This window comes from Wenyingzhuangia sp. IMCC45574, assembly GCF_054182685.1.
In genome coordinates this window covers 1,426,145-1,441,026 of record NZ_CM135169.1, presented here as the reverse complement: position 1 = coordinate 1,441,026, position 14,882 = coordinate 1,426,145, and the positions used below count along the sequence as shown (strand labels likewise).

Sequence of the window (14,882 nt, the reverse complement as noted above, 5' to 3'; positions counted from 1 at the left end):
ATAACTCTTTTCATAACTATTAATAGCTGTTTTTTATGCCTAATTAAAATAAATTATCTTTATAAAATATAAAAAGGTCTTAATATGTTTTTTAGTAGATTCGATATCACTTTTAAAGAAGTTCCTGGGGAAATTAGTCTAACATATTCTATTTGTGGATGCCCTTTAAAATGCAAAGGATGCCATAGTCCAGAGTTAAGAACCACTAGGAGTGGTGAAAAGTTAAAGAGGAAAGAATACATAAATACACTTATTGATTATAGAGGCTATGCCACATGCGTTTTGTTTATGGGGGGAGAATGGGAGTTTGAAGAATTAATTTTTTTATTGAAAATAGCGAAAACATTGGGGTATAAAACATGTTTGTATACAGGTCTAAATAATGTAAGCAAAGCAATTGAAGAAAATTTAGATTACTTAAAAACCGGACCCTGGATAAAAAAAAGAGGAGGTTTAGATAGTGAAAATACCAATCAGATATTTAAAGAAGTAGCAACAGGTAAAAAGATGAATTCATTATTTCATAAAAAATAAAAGATATGATAAGACTAACAGAAGAGCAGGTTCAAAAGAAGATAAACTTTATACATCAGTATCTAAATGCTGTAAATGCAGCAGACGGATCTAAGGTAGATTCCAATGCAAATGTCACGTCAAAGAATATTGCAACCTTAGAGGCTGAATTGAATAAGGATATAAACATTCAAGTAAACAGAGCTTTGGTAAAGAATAAAATTGCAGAACTTTTTGGGGCTGAATTGGCAAATGAATATGAAAGGCAGATAGAGGATCATGAGATTTATGTGCACGACGAGACTTCTTTAAAGCCTTATTGTGTTTCTATAAATATGTATCCTTTTTTATTAGACGGCTTAACTAAATTAGGTGGAGAGAGTTTGGCACCTAAACATTTAGAGAGTTTTTGTGGAGAGTTTGTCAATTTGGTATTTGCGGTGAGTTCTCAATTTGCAGGAGCCATGGCTACAGTGGAGTTTCTAATGTATTTTGATCATTTTGCGGCAATAGATTATGGAGACGATTATTTAGAGACTTTTCCTGATACGATTAAAAACCACTTACAACATGTAGTATATGCTATAAATCAGCCAGCTGCCGCAAGAGGTTATCAGTCTGTATTTTGGAATATTTCGTTGTATGATGAGTATTACTTTAATAGCATGTTTGGAGATTTTGTATTTCCAGATATGACCAAACCAGAATGGGGTAGATTAAAGAAATTACAAGCTTTCTTTTTGTCTTGGTTTAATAAAGAGCGAACAAAAGCAATTTTAACATTTCCGGTGGTTACAGCTGCTATGTTAACAGAAAATATGAAACCTAAAGATACTGAGTTTACCAATTTATGTGCAAAAGAATTAAGCGAAGGGAATTCGTTTTTTATCTATCAATCAGAAAATGCAGATAGCTTGGCTTCCTGCTGTAGGTTAAGGAACGAAATCTTAGATACTACGTTTAGTTATTCTTTGGGAGCTGGAGGAGTAGCTACAGGTTCTATTAATGTAATTACACTTAATATGAATAGATTGGTGCAACAGGGTAGAGATGTAAGAAAAGAAGTAAAAAAAATACACAAATATCAGGTTGCTTATAGACAATTGATGGATGAATATAATAAAGCAGGTTTGTTGCCTGTTTATAATTCTGGCTTTATAAGTTTAGATAAACAGTTCTTAACTATTGGAGTAAATGGAATGGTAGAAGCTGCTGAGAGTTTAGGTATTAAAGCACAAAATACCAAAGCGTATAAAGAGTTTATCAATAGCTATTTGTATGCTATATACGATGAAAATAAAAAGGCAAAACAAGAGTGGGGGTATTTATTTAATACTGAATTTGTTCCTGCGGAAAATTTAGGAATTAAGAATGCAAAATGGGATAAAGAGTCTGGTTTAGATGTAAGTAGAGACTGTTACAATTCTTATTTCTATGCAGTAGAAGATACAGAAATTAATCATTTAGATAAAATACGTTTGCATGGTAAAGACTATGTACAATATCTAGATGGAGGATCGGCTTTGCATTTAAATTTAGACGAAGCTCCTAACAAAGATGGATTTGTAAAATTGATAGAGGCTACTGCAAAAGCTGGGTGTAATTACTTTTGTTTTAATGTTAAAATAACAGTTTGTAACGACTGCAATCATATTGATAAGAATACATTGTACAAATGTCCAAATTGTTATTCTAAAAATGTAGACCATGCAACTAGGGTAATCGGTTACTTAAAAAAGGTAACTAATTTTAGTTCAGAAAGGCAAAAAGAGCATGCGCTAAGGCATTACCACAAAGAATCTGTTCTGATAAAATAATTATTTAGTTTTGGAGAAGAGGTGTGTTTTTAGTTCTTATAGAGTAAAGGCACACTTTCTTATTTTTCCAAAAGTTTTAAAGAAAGTAAAGTCCCAGATGTTTCTATTTCTCCTCTTAACTCTCCCACAGTTTTATGTTTAAAATCTTTTAAAATTTCATTTTTAAAAGGCTTTACAATGTTGTGAACAGGACAAGGGTATTTGTCGCTACATAAATCGAGTCCTAAGAAACATTCGTCAAATTTTTCAGTTCCATCTATATTTACCACTATGTCCCAGAGTTTTATATTTAAATCTTCTTCGGACAAATAAAACCCACCTCCCGGACCTTTGGTAGAAGATACCAATTTATGTGTGCTTAATTGTTGTAAAAGCTTGGCTAAAAAAGGTTGAGGAGTTTGTAGTTCTTCTGCAATACTCTTAATTCCTATCTTTTTATCTTTATTTGAGTGGATAGCTAAATAAAGTATAGCTCTAATGGCATATTTGCAAGCTTTAGATAACATAATGGTGAATTCGTTTTAGGAAAATCAAAGATAATAATATGCTGTATATAAGGTTTATAAAAATAAATTAAATAATTGTAAAAAATAGTTGCTGGTAAGACTAATATAGCGTATCTTTGCAGTCCAAATCGCGGGATAGAGCAGTAGGTAGCTCGTCGGGCTCATAACCCGAAGGTCACTGGTTCGAGTCCAGTTCCCGCTACTAGCAAAGACACTTCATTTAGAGGTGTCTTTTTTGTTTTAGGGACGTTTGATTATTTGTAACTGGACGAGAAGTCTGTACAGAGCCTTTCGGTAAACTCAAGACAGACTAAATAAGATATAGTCGAGGTAAGTCCAGTTCCCGCTACTAGTAAAGACACTTCATTTAGAGGTGTCTTTTTTGTTATAGAGGTTTTTAATTATTAGTAACTGGATGAGAAGCCTGTGCCGAGCCTTTCGGTAAACTCTAGGCAGGCTAAATAAGATATAGTCGAGGTAAGTCCAGTTCCTGTTACTACTAAAGGCACTTCTAAAACGAAGTGTTTTTTTTATTATAGATACAATGCAAAATGCCTCTAGAACAAACTAGAGGCATTTTGGGTTTATCAACTATATAAAAATGGAGTGGGGTAGCTAATTATGAATTTTTAAAGTTATACCTAAAACTTAGCATAAAGTATTGTTTTAATACATCATACGTATAGGTAGAGTTTCTACTTTCTGTTAATCTTCTTGTTGTGTTGTCGTATTGATTTAGAATATTAAACACGGTTAGCTTTAATTTAGCTTTGTTAGGTACTATACTATAGTTTGCAGTTATGTTCCATACCAAAGACTGTTTTCCAAAGCCTTCTTCAAATCTTGGGTTTAAGTTGTATTGCATTTGATTAAAAATGGTAAAACGCTTAGGGCCAAAAGTGGTAATGTTTAAACCAAAAGTATGCTGAATGTTAGACTGGTCTTGAATTTCGTTATTATCGTATTTAGTGTCGTCTAGAAACAGACGATATCTTGGGCTTATTTCTATAATATCGTTATAGTTAAATTCGGCATATGCAGAGGGAGCAAATGTATAAAAAGTACTTTTGAATAAAACATCATTAATGATGTGAGTGTTTTGACCTGTGCTAGCAAACCATTTCATTTTAAAGCTATAGAATATGGGAGATTTCTTGTAGTCTTTACTAATACTTCCATTAATACTATATTTATGATTGTCGCTATTGTTTGTAAAGCTTCTAGTGGTAACCAATAAACTATCTACGCTAGTCTTGTCAATAATCCTATCCTGAACAGTTGTGTAACTAAAACGGTTAAAGAAAAATATTTTACTTTTCCTGTTAAAAGTTCTAAAATTAATACTCATTAAGTGTTCTAGTTCTCTTTTTAAATTTGGATTACCTTTATTAATTCTTAAAGGGTTGGTGTTGTCTGTAATTGTTAGTAATTCGTTGTTTTTAGGAACTATGCTTTTGGTTCTATAATTCGCATTAATGGTTAGTTTCTTTTTAATAGAGTAACGAAATTTAGAACTAAATAAAAAGTCTTTAAACTCTCGTTCTAAGCCTTTATTTCGGTTTAATTCTTTATTGGCTACTTCTGTTGTAAGTTGACTAGCTTTAACATTAAAAAAAATAGAGTTTTTTCTAAATGCATAAGCAATTTTATGTTCTTCTTTAGTAATGTCAATGCGTTGATCAAAACTTAACGAATCGTTTAAAATGAATGAACTAGAGCTTTCATTAAAATCAGAAGTTTCTTTATCTTCTTCTTTCTGGTCTTTCCTATGGCTAAATTCGTACGAAACTGAATGGTTTTCTAAAAAACGTTGGTTGTATTTAACAGTATTAGAAATACTAAAATCTCTCCTATTTTGTAGAATGGTTTGGTTTCTAAAAACATCTTCACGAGTGGAACTGTTAAAAGAGGTTTCAGATATGTTTCTGGAATTAGCATCAAAAGAATTGTTAGATGTACCTATTCTGTAACTAATAAAGGAGTTTAATTTGTCGAATTTATAAACTGCATTAATGTTAGAATTAATATTCCTAGTGATTTGTTCTTGTTTAAAATTCCCAGTATTTCTATTGGCAAATTCACCATCTTCTTTAATTGTTTCTCTATCAGACTCTCGGGTAAAATCTCTATCTCTATTAAAAAAGTTGGTGCTTGTAATTAATCTAAAATTGTCAAATAGATTATTGGTCATTTTAAAATTTAACCTATTTACGTTCTGATTGGTAATATCTCTAGAGTTACTAATTGTAGAGTTTGTATTACCAGGGACTAAACTTAACCTATTCTCTCTGGTACCTTTGTCGTATTCATTGTCAGAAAACAAGTAATCTATGTTTATTTTGTCTCCACCATCAAACTTGTTAGAATAGTTGGCTCCTACATTAGTTGCAGTTCTAATAGCTCTAGCTCTGTCAAACGTATTGTCATTATCTTCGTCGTAACTAAAGTTGTTTTTGTTTACATTGTTGGTAAAAGCTAAAAGCGTAAAGAAAGATTTATTTAGCATACGATTCATAACAGCATTGGCTTCGTATCTATCATTTGTACCAATCCCAGCAGTTGCATTTCCAAATAGGTTGCTTTTATCTCTGTTCTTTAAAATAATATTCATGGTTTTAGCCTCTTCGTCATCTTCATTTCCTGTAAATTGATTTTCATCACTTTTGGTATTGGTGATTTCAATTTTTTCAATCATGTCTTTAGAGATAATTTTCATTGCAACCTTAGGATTGTTGCTAAAAAAAGGTTCCCCGTTTACTAAAATACGAGTTACATCCACTCCGTTAACTTGCACGCTACCATCGTCATTGTCTACAGAGACACCGGGTAGTTTTTTAAATAAATCTTCTGCGGTAGCATCTTCTCTTGTTTTAAAAGAGGCTGCGTTAAATTGCATGGTATCATTTTTAATTAAAACGGGTGGAGTTGCGGTAATAACTACTTCGTCTAATTTTTCTGCAGATTCGTGTAGCAAAATTTGTCCTGCATTGTAGTGCAATTTGTTTAAAGTAATACGCTTTTTAAATGTGGTAAAACCAATATATGTAACCACTAAAGAAATGTCGGTTTCTTCTTTAATATCGGTTTCTATCACAAAATTACCTTTGTCGTCAGAAAAACCATAACCTAATAAACGATGGTTTTTAGTTTCTTCTATTTGAACCGTTGCAAAGTCAATTGGAGTTTTTGTTGTTTCGTCTATAATGCTACCTTTTACTTCAATGTGTTGAGCTTTAGCAACTAAGCAAAAGAATAATAAAAAGTAAGCGAAAGTTACTTTGCAAGGTTTTAGTGTCATGGTTTAATTATAATTTAAACTATGACTTTGTTAGGCTCCAAAAGTTTAATGAACACCTTAAACTATTCCTCTTTATCTTAAAAAAAGAGGAATAATATGTGGAATTGTAAGATTTAGAATGCTTCTGCTATGTTTAAATAAGGAGTACTCGAATTTTTCCCCATACCATAATCAAAACGGATATTTAATTTCTCTTCAGCATCTAGTAAGAAGCGTAAACCAAGACCAAAAGAAGGCCTTAAATTTTTAATTTTAAACTGATCTACTTTGTTGGTCGTATCTCCTAAACCTGCAAAAGCTACCATTCCAAGTCTACCAAAAAGATGTTTTCTATATTCTACCTGAGCGGCCAATATATGTTTGTCTACATAGCGACCTTCTATATAACCTCTTAATATTTCTTCACTACCAAAAAGAGACAATTCAGAAAAAGGAGTTTCTCCATGCGTAAATCTACCTATTGCCTGAAAACCAATAACATCGTCTAACTTAGGAAAAGGCTTAAAGAAATAACGAAAGTCAAAACGACTTAGCTGAAATTTTTGAGTACCTCCTAATAGCTTTCCATAAAAACCATGCGTTATTTGTGCAAACAGACCTTTTTCTGCATTTAAAATATTATCACGACTGTCGTATAAAATTGCCAATTCTAGACCGCTAGAAGTAGAACCTCTGTAACCAGGGACTTTTAAACCATCTAAAATTCCATTTTCTTTAATATCAACATCGTATATATGATTGTATCGAATACCACCACCTAAAAACAAGTATTTGGCAAAAGCTTGTTTCAGTACCAAGGGTTCAAATCTAAACTGATGGTAAGCAAATTCTTCTTCATTTTCTTCTAAAGATTCTCTACCAAAACCATAAAACAATCTAGGGAAGTTTTTAAAAGCAAAATTACCAATAATAACCCATTCTTCTTGATTGGTGAAAATTTCGAAACCTGAGAATAAGATAAATTGATTTTTTAAGGTGTATTGCACCGTTATAGGCATATTAGAAGTTCTTGTTTCTTCTCCAGAACCTTTAAATTTAAATAAGTACTTGGCTCCAACACCTGCACTCATACTTGTTTCGGGAGAATAGGCAATAATAGGTGCCATAATCAACTTAGAAGGGTAAAGTGTGCTGTCTTTCTCTACTGCCTTTTTGTTAGGGTGGATGGTTAAAAAATCTTTAAAATGTTCAAACTTTTCATCCAAAGATTCGTCTTCTTGTGCAAAAGAATACGTAGTAAATAAGAAACAAAATACTACCGTAATTTGTTTTAGGTTGGCGGTTATAAATCTATTCATGTCGATTTTATTAACGTGTAAAAAGATTAAAAATTACTTTTTCAAAAGATAATTTTATCTTTTTATACAGGAAGCTAAGGTAAATAAATTAGCTATTCCATAGTCGATTTAATAACCAATAAATTACAGGTTAAAACCTTTTTTAAAATATGTTAGTAAAGATTAAAAAAAGAAAAATCTGTAAATATCTCTGTACGAGTTTTGTATGTGGGCTTAGAATTCGTTTTCTGTAATTTTATTCCAGCTATATTTAGCAGTAACAGTAGCATTGTTAAGAATCATAATTCCAGGGTTTGCTCTACACATGGTTTTTATAGTGGTACCATCACAGAATAGAATTTCAAATGGAATTTTATTGTTTTCTATGGTTTCTTTTACCAATGCAGAACCACTACTAGAAACAGCATAGACTATATATCCTTTTTCTTGGGCTTTTTTTGCATGTGCAACCACTTCTTTCCAAGAATCTTTAGGTGCATGTTCTAATTCGTTTGCTAAAATAAGCATAGCCTTTGGAGCATCTAAAATAGTTTCTGTTAAATCATCTGTAGCCGATTCTAAATACAAATCATGTACAGGAGGAATTTCTCCGTCCTCATTGTATTCCATCCCTTCACGAATATTTTTACCTTCTGCATAGGGTCTAAAGTCTATTACTGGTAAATAGCTTAAGGAGTAGTAAATTACATATAAGGATGCAAATAAAGACAAAAATAAGGTCCAGTTTCTAAAGTTTTTAGAGAGTAGAGGTTGTATGTTTTTTTGTTGTGCTATTAGTACAAGGATTAATACAATAAATACAACGTTTTTGTAAAATGTTTCCCAAGGTGTTAATTTTACAGCATCTCCAAAACACCCGCAATCAGTCACTTTATCGTAAGTGGCAGAATACCAAGTTAAAAATAAAAAGAGCAAGGTAATAGCAAACAAACTCCAAACAGTTAATTTGGTTTTAAAACCTATTAAGAGTGCAATTCCTAATAGTAATTCTACTAAAATTAATAGAATTGCAAAAGGCAAAGCATAAGGAACTAAGAATTCTAAATTTAACACATCTGCACCAAAATATTCTTCAAATTTATAGGCAGAACCTAAAGGGTCTACCAATTTTACAAATCCTGAAAAAATAAATAAGGCTCCTACTAGGAATCTCAAAAGGTGTGTAATGTATTTCATATCAATTTTATGCTAAGGTCAAGTGAATCATTGCAAAAACAGAGTAGTTAATCATATCCTGATAATTGGCATCAATTCCTTCAGACACCAAGGTTTTCCCTTTGTTGTCTTCTATCTGTTTTACTCTTAATAATTTTTGTAGTATCAAATCGGTTAAAGAACTAACACGCATGTCTCTCCATGCTTCACCATAATCATGATTCTTATTCAGCATTAATTCTTTAGTAATATTAATGTGCTTTTGGTACAATTCAACCGCTTCTGCTGTTTCAATATCTGGCTGATCTGCAATTCCCTTTTCAATCTGAATTAAAGCCATTACGCAGTAGTTAATAATACCAATAAACTCAGAAACTTCTCCCTCGTCTACTTTTCTAACATCGTTTTCTTGTAGTTGTCTAATACGCTGTGCTTTGATAAAAATTTGATCTGTTAAGCTAGGCAATCTTAAAATTCTCCAAGCACTTCCATAGTCGGTCATCTTTTTAGAGAATAAACTTAAACATTGGTCAATAATTTTATCGTATTGTTCAGCCGTTTTAGACATAGTGTGTGTTTTTTCAGTAATTTCGATATCGGAAACGAATTTAAGTAAGAATTACGAATTACAAATTACGAATTTTCAATTTTTTTGAGGAGTTATACGGGAGTTACCAACAACTAAACGCTAAACAAATCATTAAATTATTCAATCATTCAATTTTAAATTGTGAATACACACCACACCATAAACTGCAAAGGAACTTTAATTGATTTGTCTACTCCAAAAGTAATGGGAATTTTAAACATAACCCCAGATTCTTTTTTTGATGGAGGAATGTATAAAGATGAAGTATCTATTTTGTCTAAAGTGAAAAAAATGTTAGACAACGGAGCTACTTTTATTGATGTAGGGGCTTATTCTTCACGTCCTGGAGCCAAACATATTACCCAAGAAGAAGAGTTAAACAGAATTATTCCTGTAGTTGATTTGTTGGTGAAAAATTTCCCAAACATTCTAATTTCTATAGATACTTTTAGAAGCGAAGTTGCCAAACAATGTATACAAGCTGGTGCCTGTATGATAAACGATATTTCTGGAGGAGATTTAGATAAGAACATGTTTAAAACCATCGCAGATTTAAAAGTGCCGTATGTAATAATGCACATGCAAGGGAATCCTCAAAACATGCAAGAAACTCCGACTTATGAAAATGTAGTAACCGAAGTATTTTACGAGTTGTCTAAGAAAGTAGCTAAGTTGAAAGAATTACATGTGTATGATGTAATATTAGATGTAGGTTTTGGATTTGGAAAAACGTTAGAGCACAATTATGAATTGTTAAAAAACTTAAACTATTTTCAGAAAATGAATTTCCCGGTTTTAACGGGAATTTCAAGAAAATCGATGTTGTATAAGCCATTAAGGATTACTCCGCAAGATGCTTTAAATGCAACCACGGTAGCCAATACAATTGCCCTGCAAAAAGGAACTCAAATTTTACGTGTGCACGATGTGAAAGAGGCCGTTGAGGCTGTAAAAATAGTACAGCTCACCAATAGAGGAATATAGGTGAGCTTTTTTTATTAAGAGCCAATAATAACATTATAGAGTTACCAGATTTTTATTCTTTGTTCAGGAGCTAAATACATACTGTCTTTCTCAGATATATTAAAAGCTTTATAAAAAGCATTTACATTTAATAATGGCTGAGTAGCCCTATACATTCCTGGAGAGTGTGGGTCTGTTTTCACTCTATTTATCAAAGCATCATCACGCATTTTCGTTCTCCAAATATTTGCCCAGCTCATAAAAAAACGTTGGTTTTGTGTGTAACCATCAATCAGAGCTACTTCTTCTTGTTTAGCTAGATGAATTTGTAGAGCATCGTATGCAGAATTAACACCACCTAAGTCTCCTATATTTTCTCCTAGAGTAAATTTACCATTGATGTATGTGTCCGGTAAAACTTCTATTTTACTGAACTGATCTGCTAATTGACTACCAAGAGCTTTAAATTGTTCCAAATCCTCATCTTTCCACCAGTTTACAAGGTTACCATCTGCATCATAGTTTGCACCACTATCATCAAATCCATGAGATATTTCATGTCCAATAACGGCTCCAATTCCACCAAAGTTAATAGCAGGGTCGGCTTTAAAGTCGAAGAAAGGCTTTTGTAAAATAGCGGCTGGAAACACAATTTCGTTATAAGAAGGATTGTAATAAGCATTTACAACCTGTGGAGCCATATACCATTCCATTTTATTGACAGGTTTTTTTAATTTTTCAATTTTTTGTTTAAAATTCCATTCAGAAATATTTTGGATATTACGGTAGTAATTACCTTCTTCTTTAGGAGATACAATCTCTAGCTTACTATAGTCTTTCCATTTGTTTGGATATCCAACTTTAATGGTTGTTTTTGCTAATTTTTCTTTTGCTTTTAATTTAGTTGAATCGTCCATCCAAGGAAGTGCATCTATTCTGGTTTTATACGCTTCAATCAGAGTAGCAATCATATCTTCCATCGTTTTTTTAGCAGCTGGAGGAAAATATTCTTTTACATATAATTTCCCCAATGTTTCTCCAATATTACCATTGATTACACTTACTGCAATTTTCTCTTTGTTTTCTTGTTTTAACGCTCCTCTTAATGTCTTACTGTAAAAATTCCAATTGGCAGTTTCAATTTCAGTAGATAATTTAGAAGCAGCATTCCTCAGAATTAACCACTGACAGTATCCTTTCCAGCTACTAACTTGATTTGTTTCTAGAATAAAAGAAAGATCTTTAAAGTAGTCAACATCGGTAACAATTAAAGAGTCTAATTGCTCAATTCCCAAAGTTGCAAATTGTTGTTCCCAATTAATTGCAGGAGATAACTTTTGCAGTTGAACCACACTCATAGGATTGTATCTTTTTTTAGGGTTTCTTCTTTCTACTTTGTCCATTCTAGCTTTGGCCATTTTGGTCTCTAAAAGCACAATTTCGTTGGCTGTACTTGCAGATTTAATAGAATCGAAATCTAAAAATTGCAACATTTTAGCAATGTGGTTTTGATACTTTTCTTTTTTGAGTTTAGAGTCTTTATCGTCTGCTATATAGTAATCACGATCAGGAAGTCCCAATTGACCAGGGCCTAAATGGAGCATATTTTTATTACTATCCTTTGCATTTGCAGAAACATAGGTACTGTAAAAAAATGAAAATCCTTTGGTTTGATTTTCAGTAATATAGAGTTGTAGACTCTCTATATCTCTGATTTGATTGGTTTTTTCAATATTCTTTAAAATAGGTTTTACTCCTTGTTTGTTTCTTGATATGGTATCTAAGATAGTCAGATATAAGTTTACTGCTTTTGCCTCGTCAGATTTAGGTGAAAGCGTGTCCAATTCTATGTTTTTTTTAATTACTTTCAGGATGTTTTTGTCGGTCAACTCTCTAAGTTCATAAAAACCTCCCCAAGAACTTTTCTCATCGGGTATTTTTACACTATCTAACCATTTGCCATTTACAAATTGATAAAAGTCTTGTTTTGGACTTACGTTGGTGTCAATATATTCTAAATGTTTGACTTCTTGACTATTGGTTTTAACTTTACATGAGATTGCAAGTAAGCTAAAACTCAAGATGGTTAATTTAAAAAGATGTTTCATTGTTGTTATTTTACTATAAAAATATCAACTTAAAACATCTTAAATAGAGTGTTATAGAAGGTGTGTTTCTGTGAAAATATAGTTTTTTAATGAGTTGAATTATAGTGAGTTTACTAAGTTTTTATTACTGTTAACAAAGGTTGGTATTTAGGGTTGTAGAATGGAGAGAGTGAAACTTAAATGATCTTTATTAAGAATAGTAAATGATGTAAACAAATCGTTAATAACTCTTTTTTCTTTTTATAAAACAAAACAAGGTTTTCGCTAAATTCACGTTAAAAATAGAAGTAACGTGTCAGATTATTTAGAAGGACTAAACCCTCCGCAGAGAGCTGCTGTAGAGCAGATGGAAGGGCCAATGATTATTATTGCCGGTGCAGGATCTGGAAAAACAAGAGTATTAACCTATCGTATTGCTCATTTAATGCAAAATGGGGTCGATGCTTTTCAGATATTGTCTTTAACTTTTACCAACAAAGCCGCTAGAGAAATGAAAGAGCGTATTGGTGCCGTGGTGGGTAAAAGTGAAGCAAAAAATCTATGGATGGGGACTTTTCACTCTGTATTTGCACGTATTCTTCGTTCCGAAGCAGACAAATTAGGATATCCTTCTAGCTTTACCATTTACGATGCACAGGACTGTGTTAGATTGATGAATTCCATTATTAAAGAAATGGGCTTAAACAAAGATCAGTACAAGTCTAAAGCTATTTTAGGACGAATTTCTCAGTTTAAAAATAGTTTAATCACTGTAAAAGCCTATCAAAATAATCCTGAGTTAATAGAAGCAGACACTGTAGCAATGCGACCACAAATGGGAGCTATTTACAAAGAGTATGTAAACCGCTGTTTTAAAGCAGGAGCTATGGATTTTGACGACTTGCTGCTAAGAACAAATGAATTGTTAGTTCGTTTTCCAGATGTATTATCTAAATACCAAGATCGTTTTAGATATGTAATGGTAGATGAGTATCAAGATACCAACCATTCACAGTACCTAATCGTTCGTGCCCTGGCAGATCGCTTTCAGAATATTTGTGTGGTAGGAGACGATTCGCAGTCTATTTATGCCTTTCGTGGAGCCAACATCAATAACATCTTAAACTTCCAGAAGGATTATCCAGATGTTAAAACTTTTAAATTAGAACAAAACTATCGTTCTACTAGTAATATTGTAGAGGCTGCAAATAGTTTAATAGAGAAAAACAAAACTCGTTTAGATAAGACTATTTTTACGGCCAACGATGCTGGAGGGAAGATTAAAATAATGCGTACCCTTTCCGATGGTGAAGAAGGACGTTGGGTGGCAAATTCTATTTTCGAAAATGCAATGAATCATCAGTTAAAGTATGATGATTTTGCAATTCTATACCGTACCAATGCCCAGTCTCGTGCAATGGAAGATGCCTTGCGTAAAAAGGGAATTAAGTATAAAATATTTGGAGGCCTATCGTTCTATCAACGTAAGGAGATTAAAGATTTATTGGCCTATTTAAGGGTGTTGATAAATCCAAACGATGAAGAAGCATTAAAACGTATTATTAATTATCCGGCAAGAGGAATTGGAGACACTACCATGGATAAATTAAGCGTGGCAGCCAATCATTATGGGAAATCTATTTTTAAAATTATTACAGATTTAGAAAGTACGGATATAAAAATACAAGGAGGTACCAAAACCAAGTTAAACAACTTTGCTACTTTAATTGAAAGTTTGCAAATTTCTGCACAGGCAAACAATGCTTTTCAGGTAGCCGATGAGGTTGTAAAAAGAGTAGGTTTAATAAAAGATTTACAAGGTGATGGAACTCCAGAAGCGGTAAATAAAGTAGAAAACGTTCAGGAGTTACTAAACGCTATTAAAGACTTTATCGAAGAAAAAAAGGAAGCAGACCAAGATATGAGTTTAACCGCCTTTTTAGAAGATGTTGCATTGGCAACCACTCAAGACACTAAGGAAGATGACGAGCCAATGGTTTCTTTAATGACAATTCACTTGGCAAAAGGATTAGAGTTTCCGTTTGTATATATTGTAGGGATGGAAGAAACACTATTCCCTTCTGCTATGAGTGTAAATACTCGAAGTGACCTGGAAGAAGAAAGACGTTTGTTTTATGTTGCGTTAACAAGAGCCGAAAAACAATGTTATTTAAGTTATGCTCATACGCGTTATCGCTGGGGGAAACTAATGGATTGTGAATCAAGTCGTTTTTTAGAAGAGATAGATGAAAAATATTTAGAGCATTTAGCTCCTCAAAGAACCAAGGTAGCTGTTGCAAATCGTTTTGTAGACAAAGGATTGTTTGATGATGATGTGCCTAAAGAGAAAATTCGTTTTAGAAAACCGGTTTCTCGTTCGGTAAGAAATCAAGAAAAACCAGCTACAAATACACCTTTTAGAAAGCCTCAAAACTTACGAAAAATTACTCCTAAATTAGCGGGAGAAAACAGTGCTAGCAGTAGTGCTAAGCAGAGTTTTAAAATAGGGAACAAGGTAAGCCATGCTAAGTTTGGTACAGGAGAAGTTGTTGGTTTGGAGGGGAATGGAGTAAATGTAAAAGTAGAGGTAAACTTTGCAGGTGAAGGTGTAAAGAAGATACTTCCAAAATTTGCGAAGTTGACAATATTAGAGTAG

10 protein-coding genes and 1 tRNA gene are annotated in these 14,882 nt (G+C 32.6%); 5 read left to right on the top strand and 6 right to left on the bottom strand.

Annotated elements, in window-relative coordinates:
* The first annotated feature begins 84 nt into the window (after positions 1 to 84).
* Together nrdG and nrdD are read left to right on the top strand one after the other, a co-directional pair.
* The gene (nrdG, locus tag ACXHHC_RS06085; RefSeq protein WP_458228746.1) at positions 85 to 534 is read left to right on the top strand and encodes an anaerobic ribonucleoside-triphosphate reductase activating protein; all 450 of its coding nucleotides are present in this window, start codon (positions 85 to 87) and stop codon (positions 532 to 534) included.
* A gap of 5 nt (positions 535 to 539) precedes the next feature.
* The gene (nrdD, locus tag ACXHHC_RS06080) at positions 540 to 2,330 is read left to right on the top strand and encodes an anaerobic ribonucleoside-triphosphate reductase (protein WP_458228745.1); all 1,791 of its coding nucleotides are present in this window, start codon (positions 540 to 542) and stop codon (positions 2,328 to 2,330) included.
* Between the two features lie 59 nt (positions 2,331 to 2,389).
* On the opposite strand, the gene ACXHHC_RS06075 is transcribed toward nrdD, so the two are convergent.
* Positions 2,390 to 2,836 carry an RrF2 family transcriptional regulator gene (locus tag ACXHHC_RS06075; RefSeq protein ID WP_458228744.1) on the bottom strand — a complete coding sequence of 149 codons (447 nt, stop codon included), beginning with the start codon at positions 2,834 to 2,836 and terminating at the stop codon, positions 2,390 to 2,392.
* A 129-nt stretch (positions 2,837 to 2,965) separates the two neighbouring features.
* Between ACXHHC_RS06075 and ACXHHC_RS06070 the strand changes: the two genes are divergently transcribed.
* Positions 2,966 to 3,038 (top strand) — tRNA-Met (locus ACXHHC_RS06070).
* Between the two features lie 417 nt (positions 3,039 to 3,455).
* On the opposite strand, the gene ACXHHC_RS06065 is transcribed toward ACXHHC_RS06070, so the two are convergent.
* From ACXHHC_RS06065 to ACXHHC_RS06050, 4 genes are all read right to left on the bottom strand, one after another.
* The gene (locus ACXHHC_RS06065) at positions 3,456 to 6,134 is read right to left on the bottom strand and encodes a carboxypeptidase-like regulatory domain-containing protein (protein ID WP_458228743.1); all 2,679 of its coding nucleotides are present in this window, start codon (positions 6,132 to 6,134) and stop codon (positions 3,456 to 3,458) included.
* 113 nt (positions 6,135 to 6,247) lie between these two features.
* Positions 6,248 to 7,432 carry a BamA/TamA family outer membrane protein gene (locus tag ACXHHC_RS06060; RefSeq protein ID WP_458228742.1) on the bottom strand — a complete coding sequence of 395 codons (1,185 nt, stop codon included), beginning with the start codon at positions 7,430 to 7,432 and terminating at the stop codon, positions 6,248 to 6,250.
* Between the two features lie 213 nt (positions 7,433 to 7,645).
* Complete coding sequence (locus ACXHHC_RS06055) at positions 7,646 to 8,608, bottom strand: BT_3928 family protein (RefSeq protein ID WP_458228741.1); 963 nt, start codon at positions 8,606 to 8,608, stop codon at positions 7,646 to 7,648.
* Positions 8,609 to 8,615: 7 nt separating this feature from the next.
* Entirely contained in the window at positions 8,616 to 9,155 is a 540-nt protein-coding gene (locus ACXHHC_RS06050; protein ID WP_458228740.1) for a DUF1599 domain-containing protein, read from the bottom strand.
* 225 nt (positions 9,156 to 9,380) lie between these two features.
* Between ACXHHC_RS06050 and folP the strand changes: the two genes are divergently transcribed.
* Positions 9,381 to 10,160, top strand: a complete 780-nt coding sequence (gene folP / locus ACXHHC_RS06045) for a dihydropteroate synthase (protein WP_458229232.1) — start codon at positions 9,381 to 9,383, stop codon at positions 10,158 to 10,160.
* A 41-nt stretch (positions 10,161 to 10,201) separates the two neighbouring features.
* Here folP and ACXHHC_RS06040 read toward each other — a convergent pair whose 3' ends face one another.
* Positions 10,202 to 12,247: a M13 family metallopeptidase gene (locus ACXHHC_RS06040; RefSeq protein WP_458228739.1), complete on the bottom strand. Its 2,046-nt coding sequence runs from the start codon at positions 12,245 to 12,247 to the stop codon at positions 10,202 to 10,204.
* Positions 12,248 to 12,539: 292 nt separating this feature from the next.
* On the opposite strand from ACXHHC_RS06040, the gene ACXHHC_RS06035 reads away from it, so the two are divergent.
* On the top strand, positions 12,540 to 14,882 hold the full coding sequence (locus tag ACXHHC_RS06035) for an ATP-dependent helicase (RefSeq protein WP_458228738.1): 2,343 nt from the start codon (positions 12,540 to 12,542) through the stop codon (positions 14,880 to 14,882).

Excerpts from the sequence above, each read along its gene's own strand:
- nrdG (WP_458228746.1), top strand. The coding sequence starts at position 85 with ATGTTTTTTAGTAGATTCGATATCACTTTTAAAGAAGTTCCTGGGGAA.
- nrdD (WP_458228745.1), top strand. The coding sequence starts at position 540 with ATGATAAGACTAACAGAAGAGCAGGTTCAAAAGAAGATAAACTTTATA.
- ACXHHC_RS06075 (WP_458228744.1), bottom strand. The coding sequence starts at position 2,836 with ATGTTATCTAAAGCTTGCAAATATGCCATTAGAGCTATACTTTATTTA.
- ACXHHC_RS06065 (WP_458228743.1), bottom strand. The coding sequence starts at position 6,134 with ATGACACTAAAACCTTGCAAAGTAACTTTCGCTTACTTTTTATTATTC.
- ACXHHC_RS06060 (WP_458228742.1), bottom strand. The coding sequence starts at position 7,432 with ATGAATAGATTTATAACCGCCAACCTAAAACAAATTACGGTAGTATTT.
- ACXHHC_RS06055 (WP_458228741.1), bottom strand. The coding sequence starts at position 8,608 with ATGAAATACATTACACACCTTTTGAGATTCCTAGTAGGAGCCTTATTT.
- ACXHHC_RS06050 (WP_458228740.1), bottom strand. The coding sequence starts at position 9,155 with ATGTCTAAAACGGCTGAACAATACGATAAAATTATTGACCAATGTTTA.
- folP (WP_458229232.1), top strand. The coding sequence starts at position 9,381 with ATGGGAATTTTAAACATAACCCCAGATTCTTTTTTTGATGGAGGAATG.
- ACXHHC_RS06040 (WP_458228739.1), bottom strand. The coding sequence starts at position 12,247 with ATGAAACATCTTTTTAAATTAACCATCTTGAGTTTTAGCTTACTTGCA.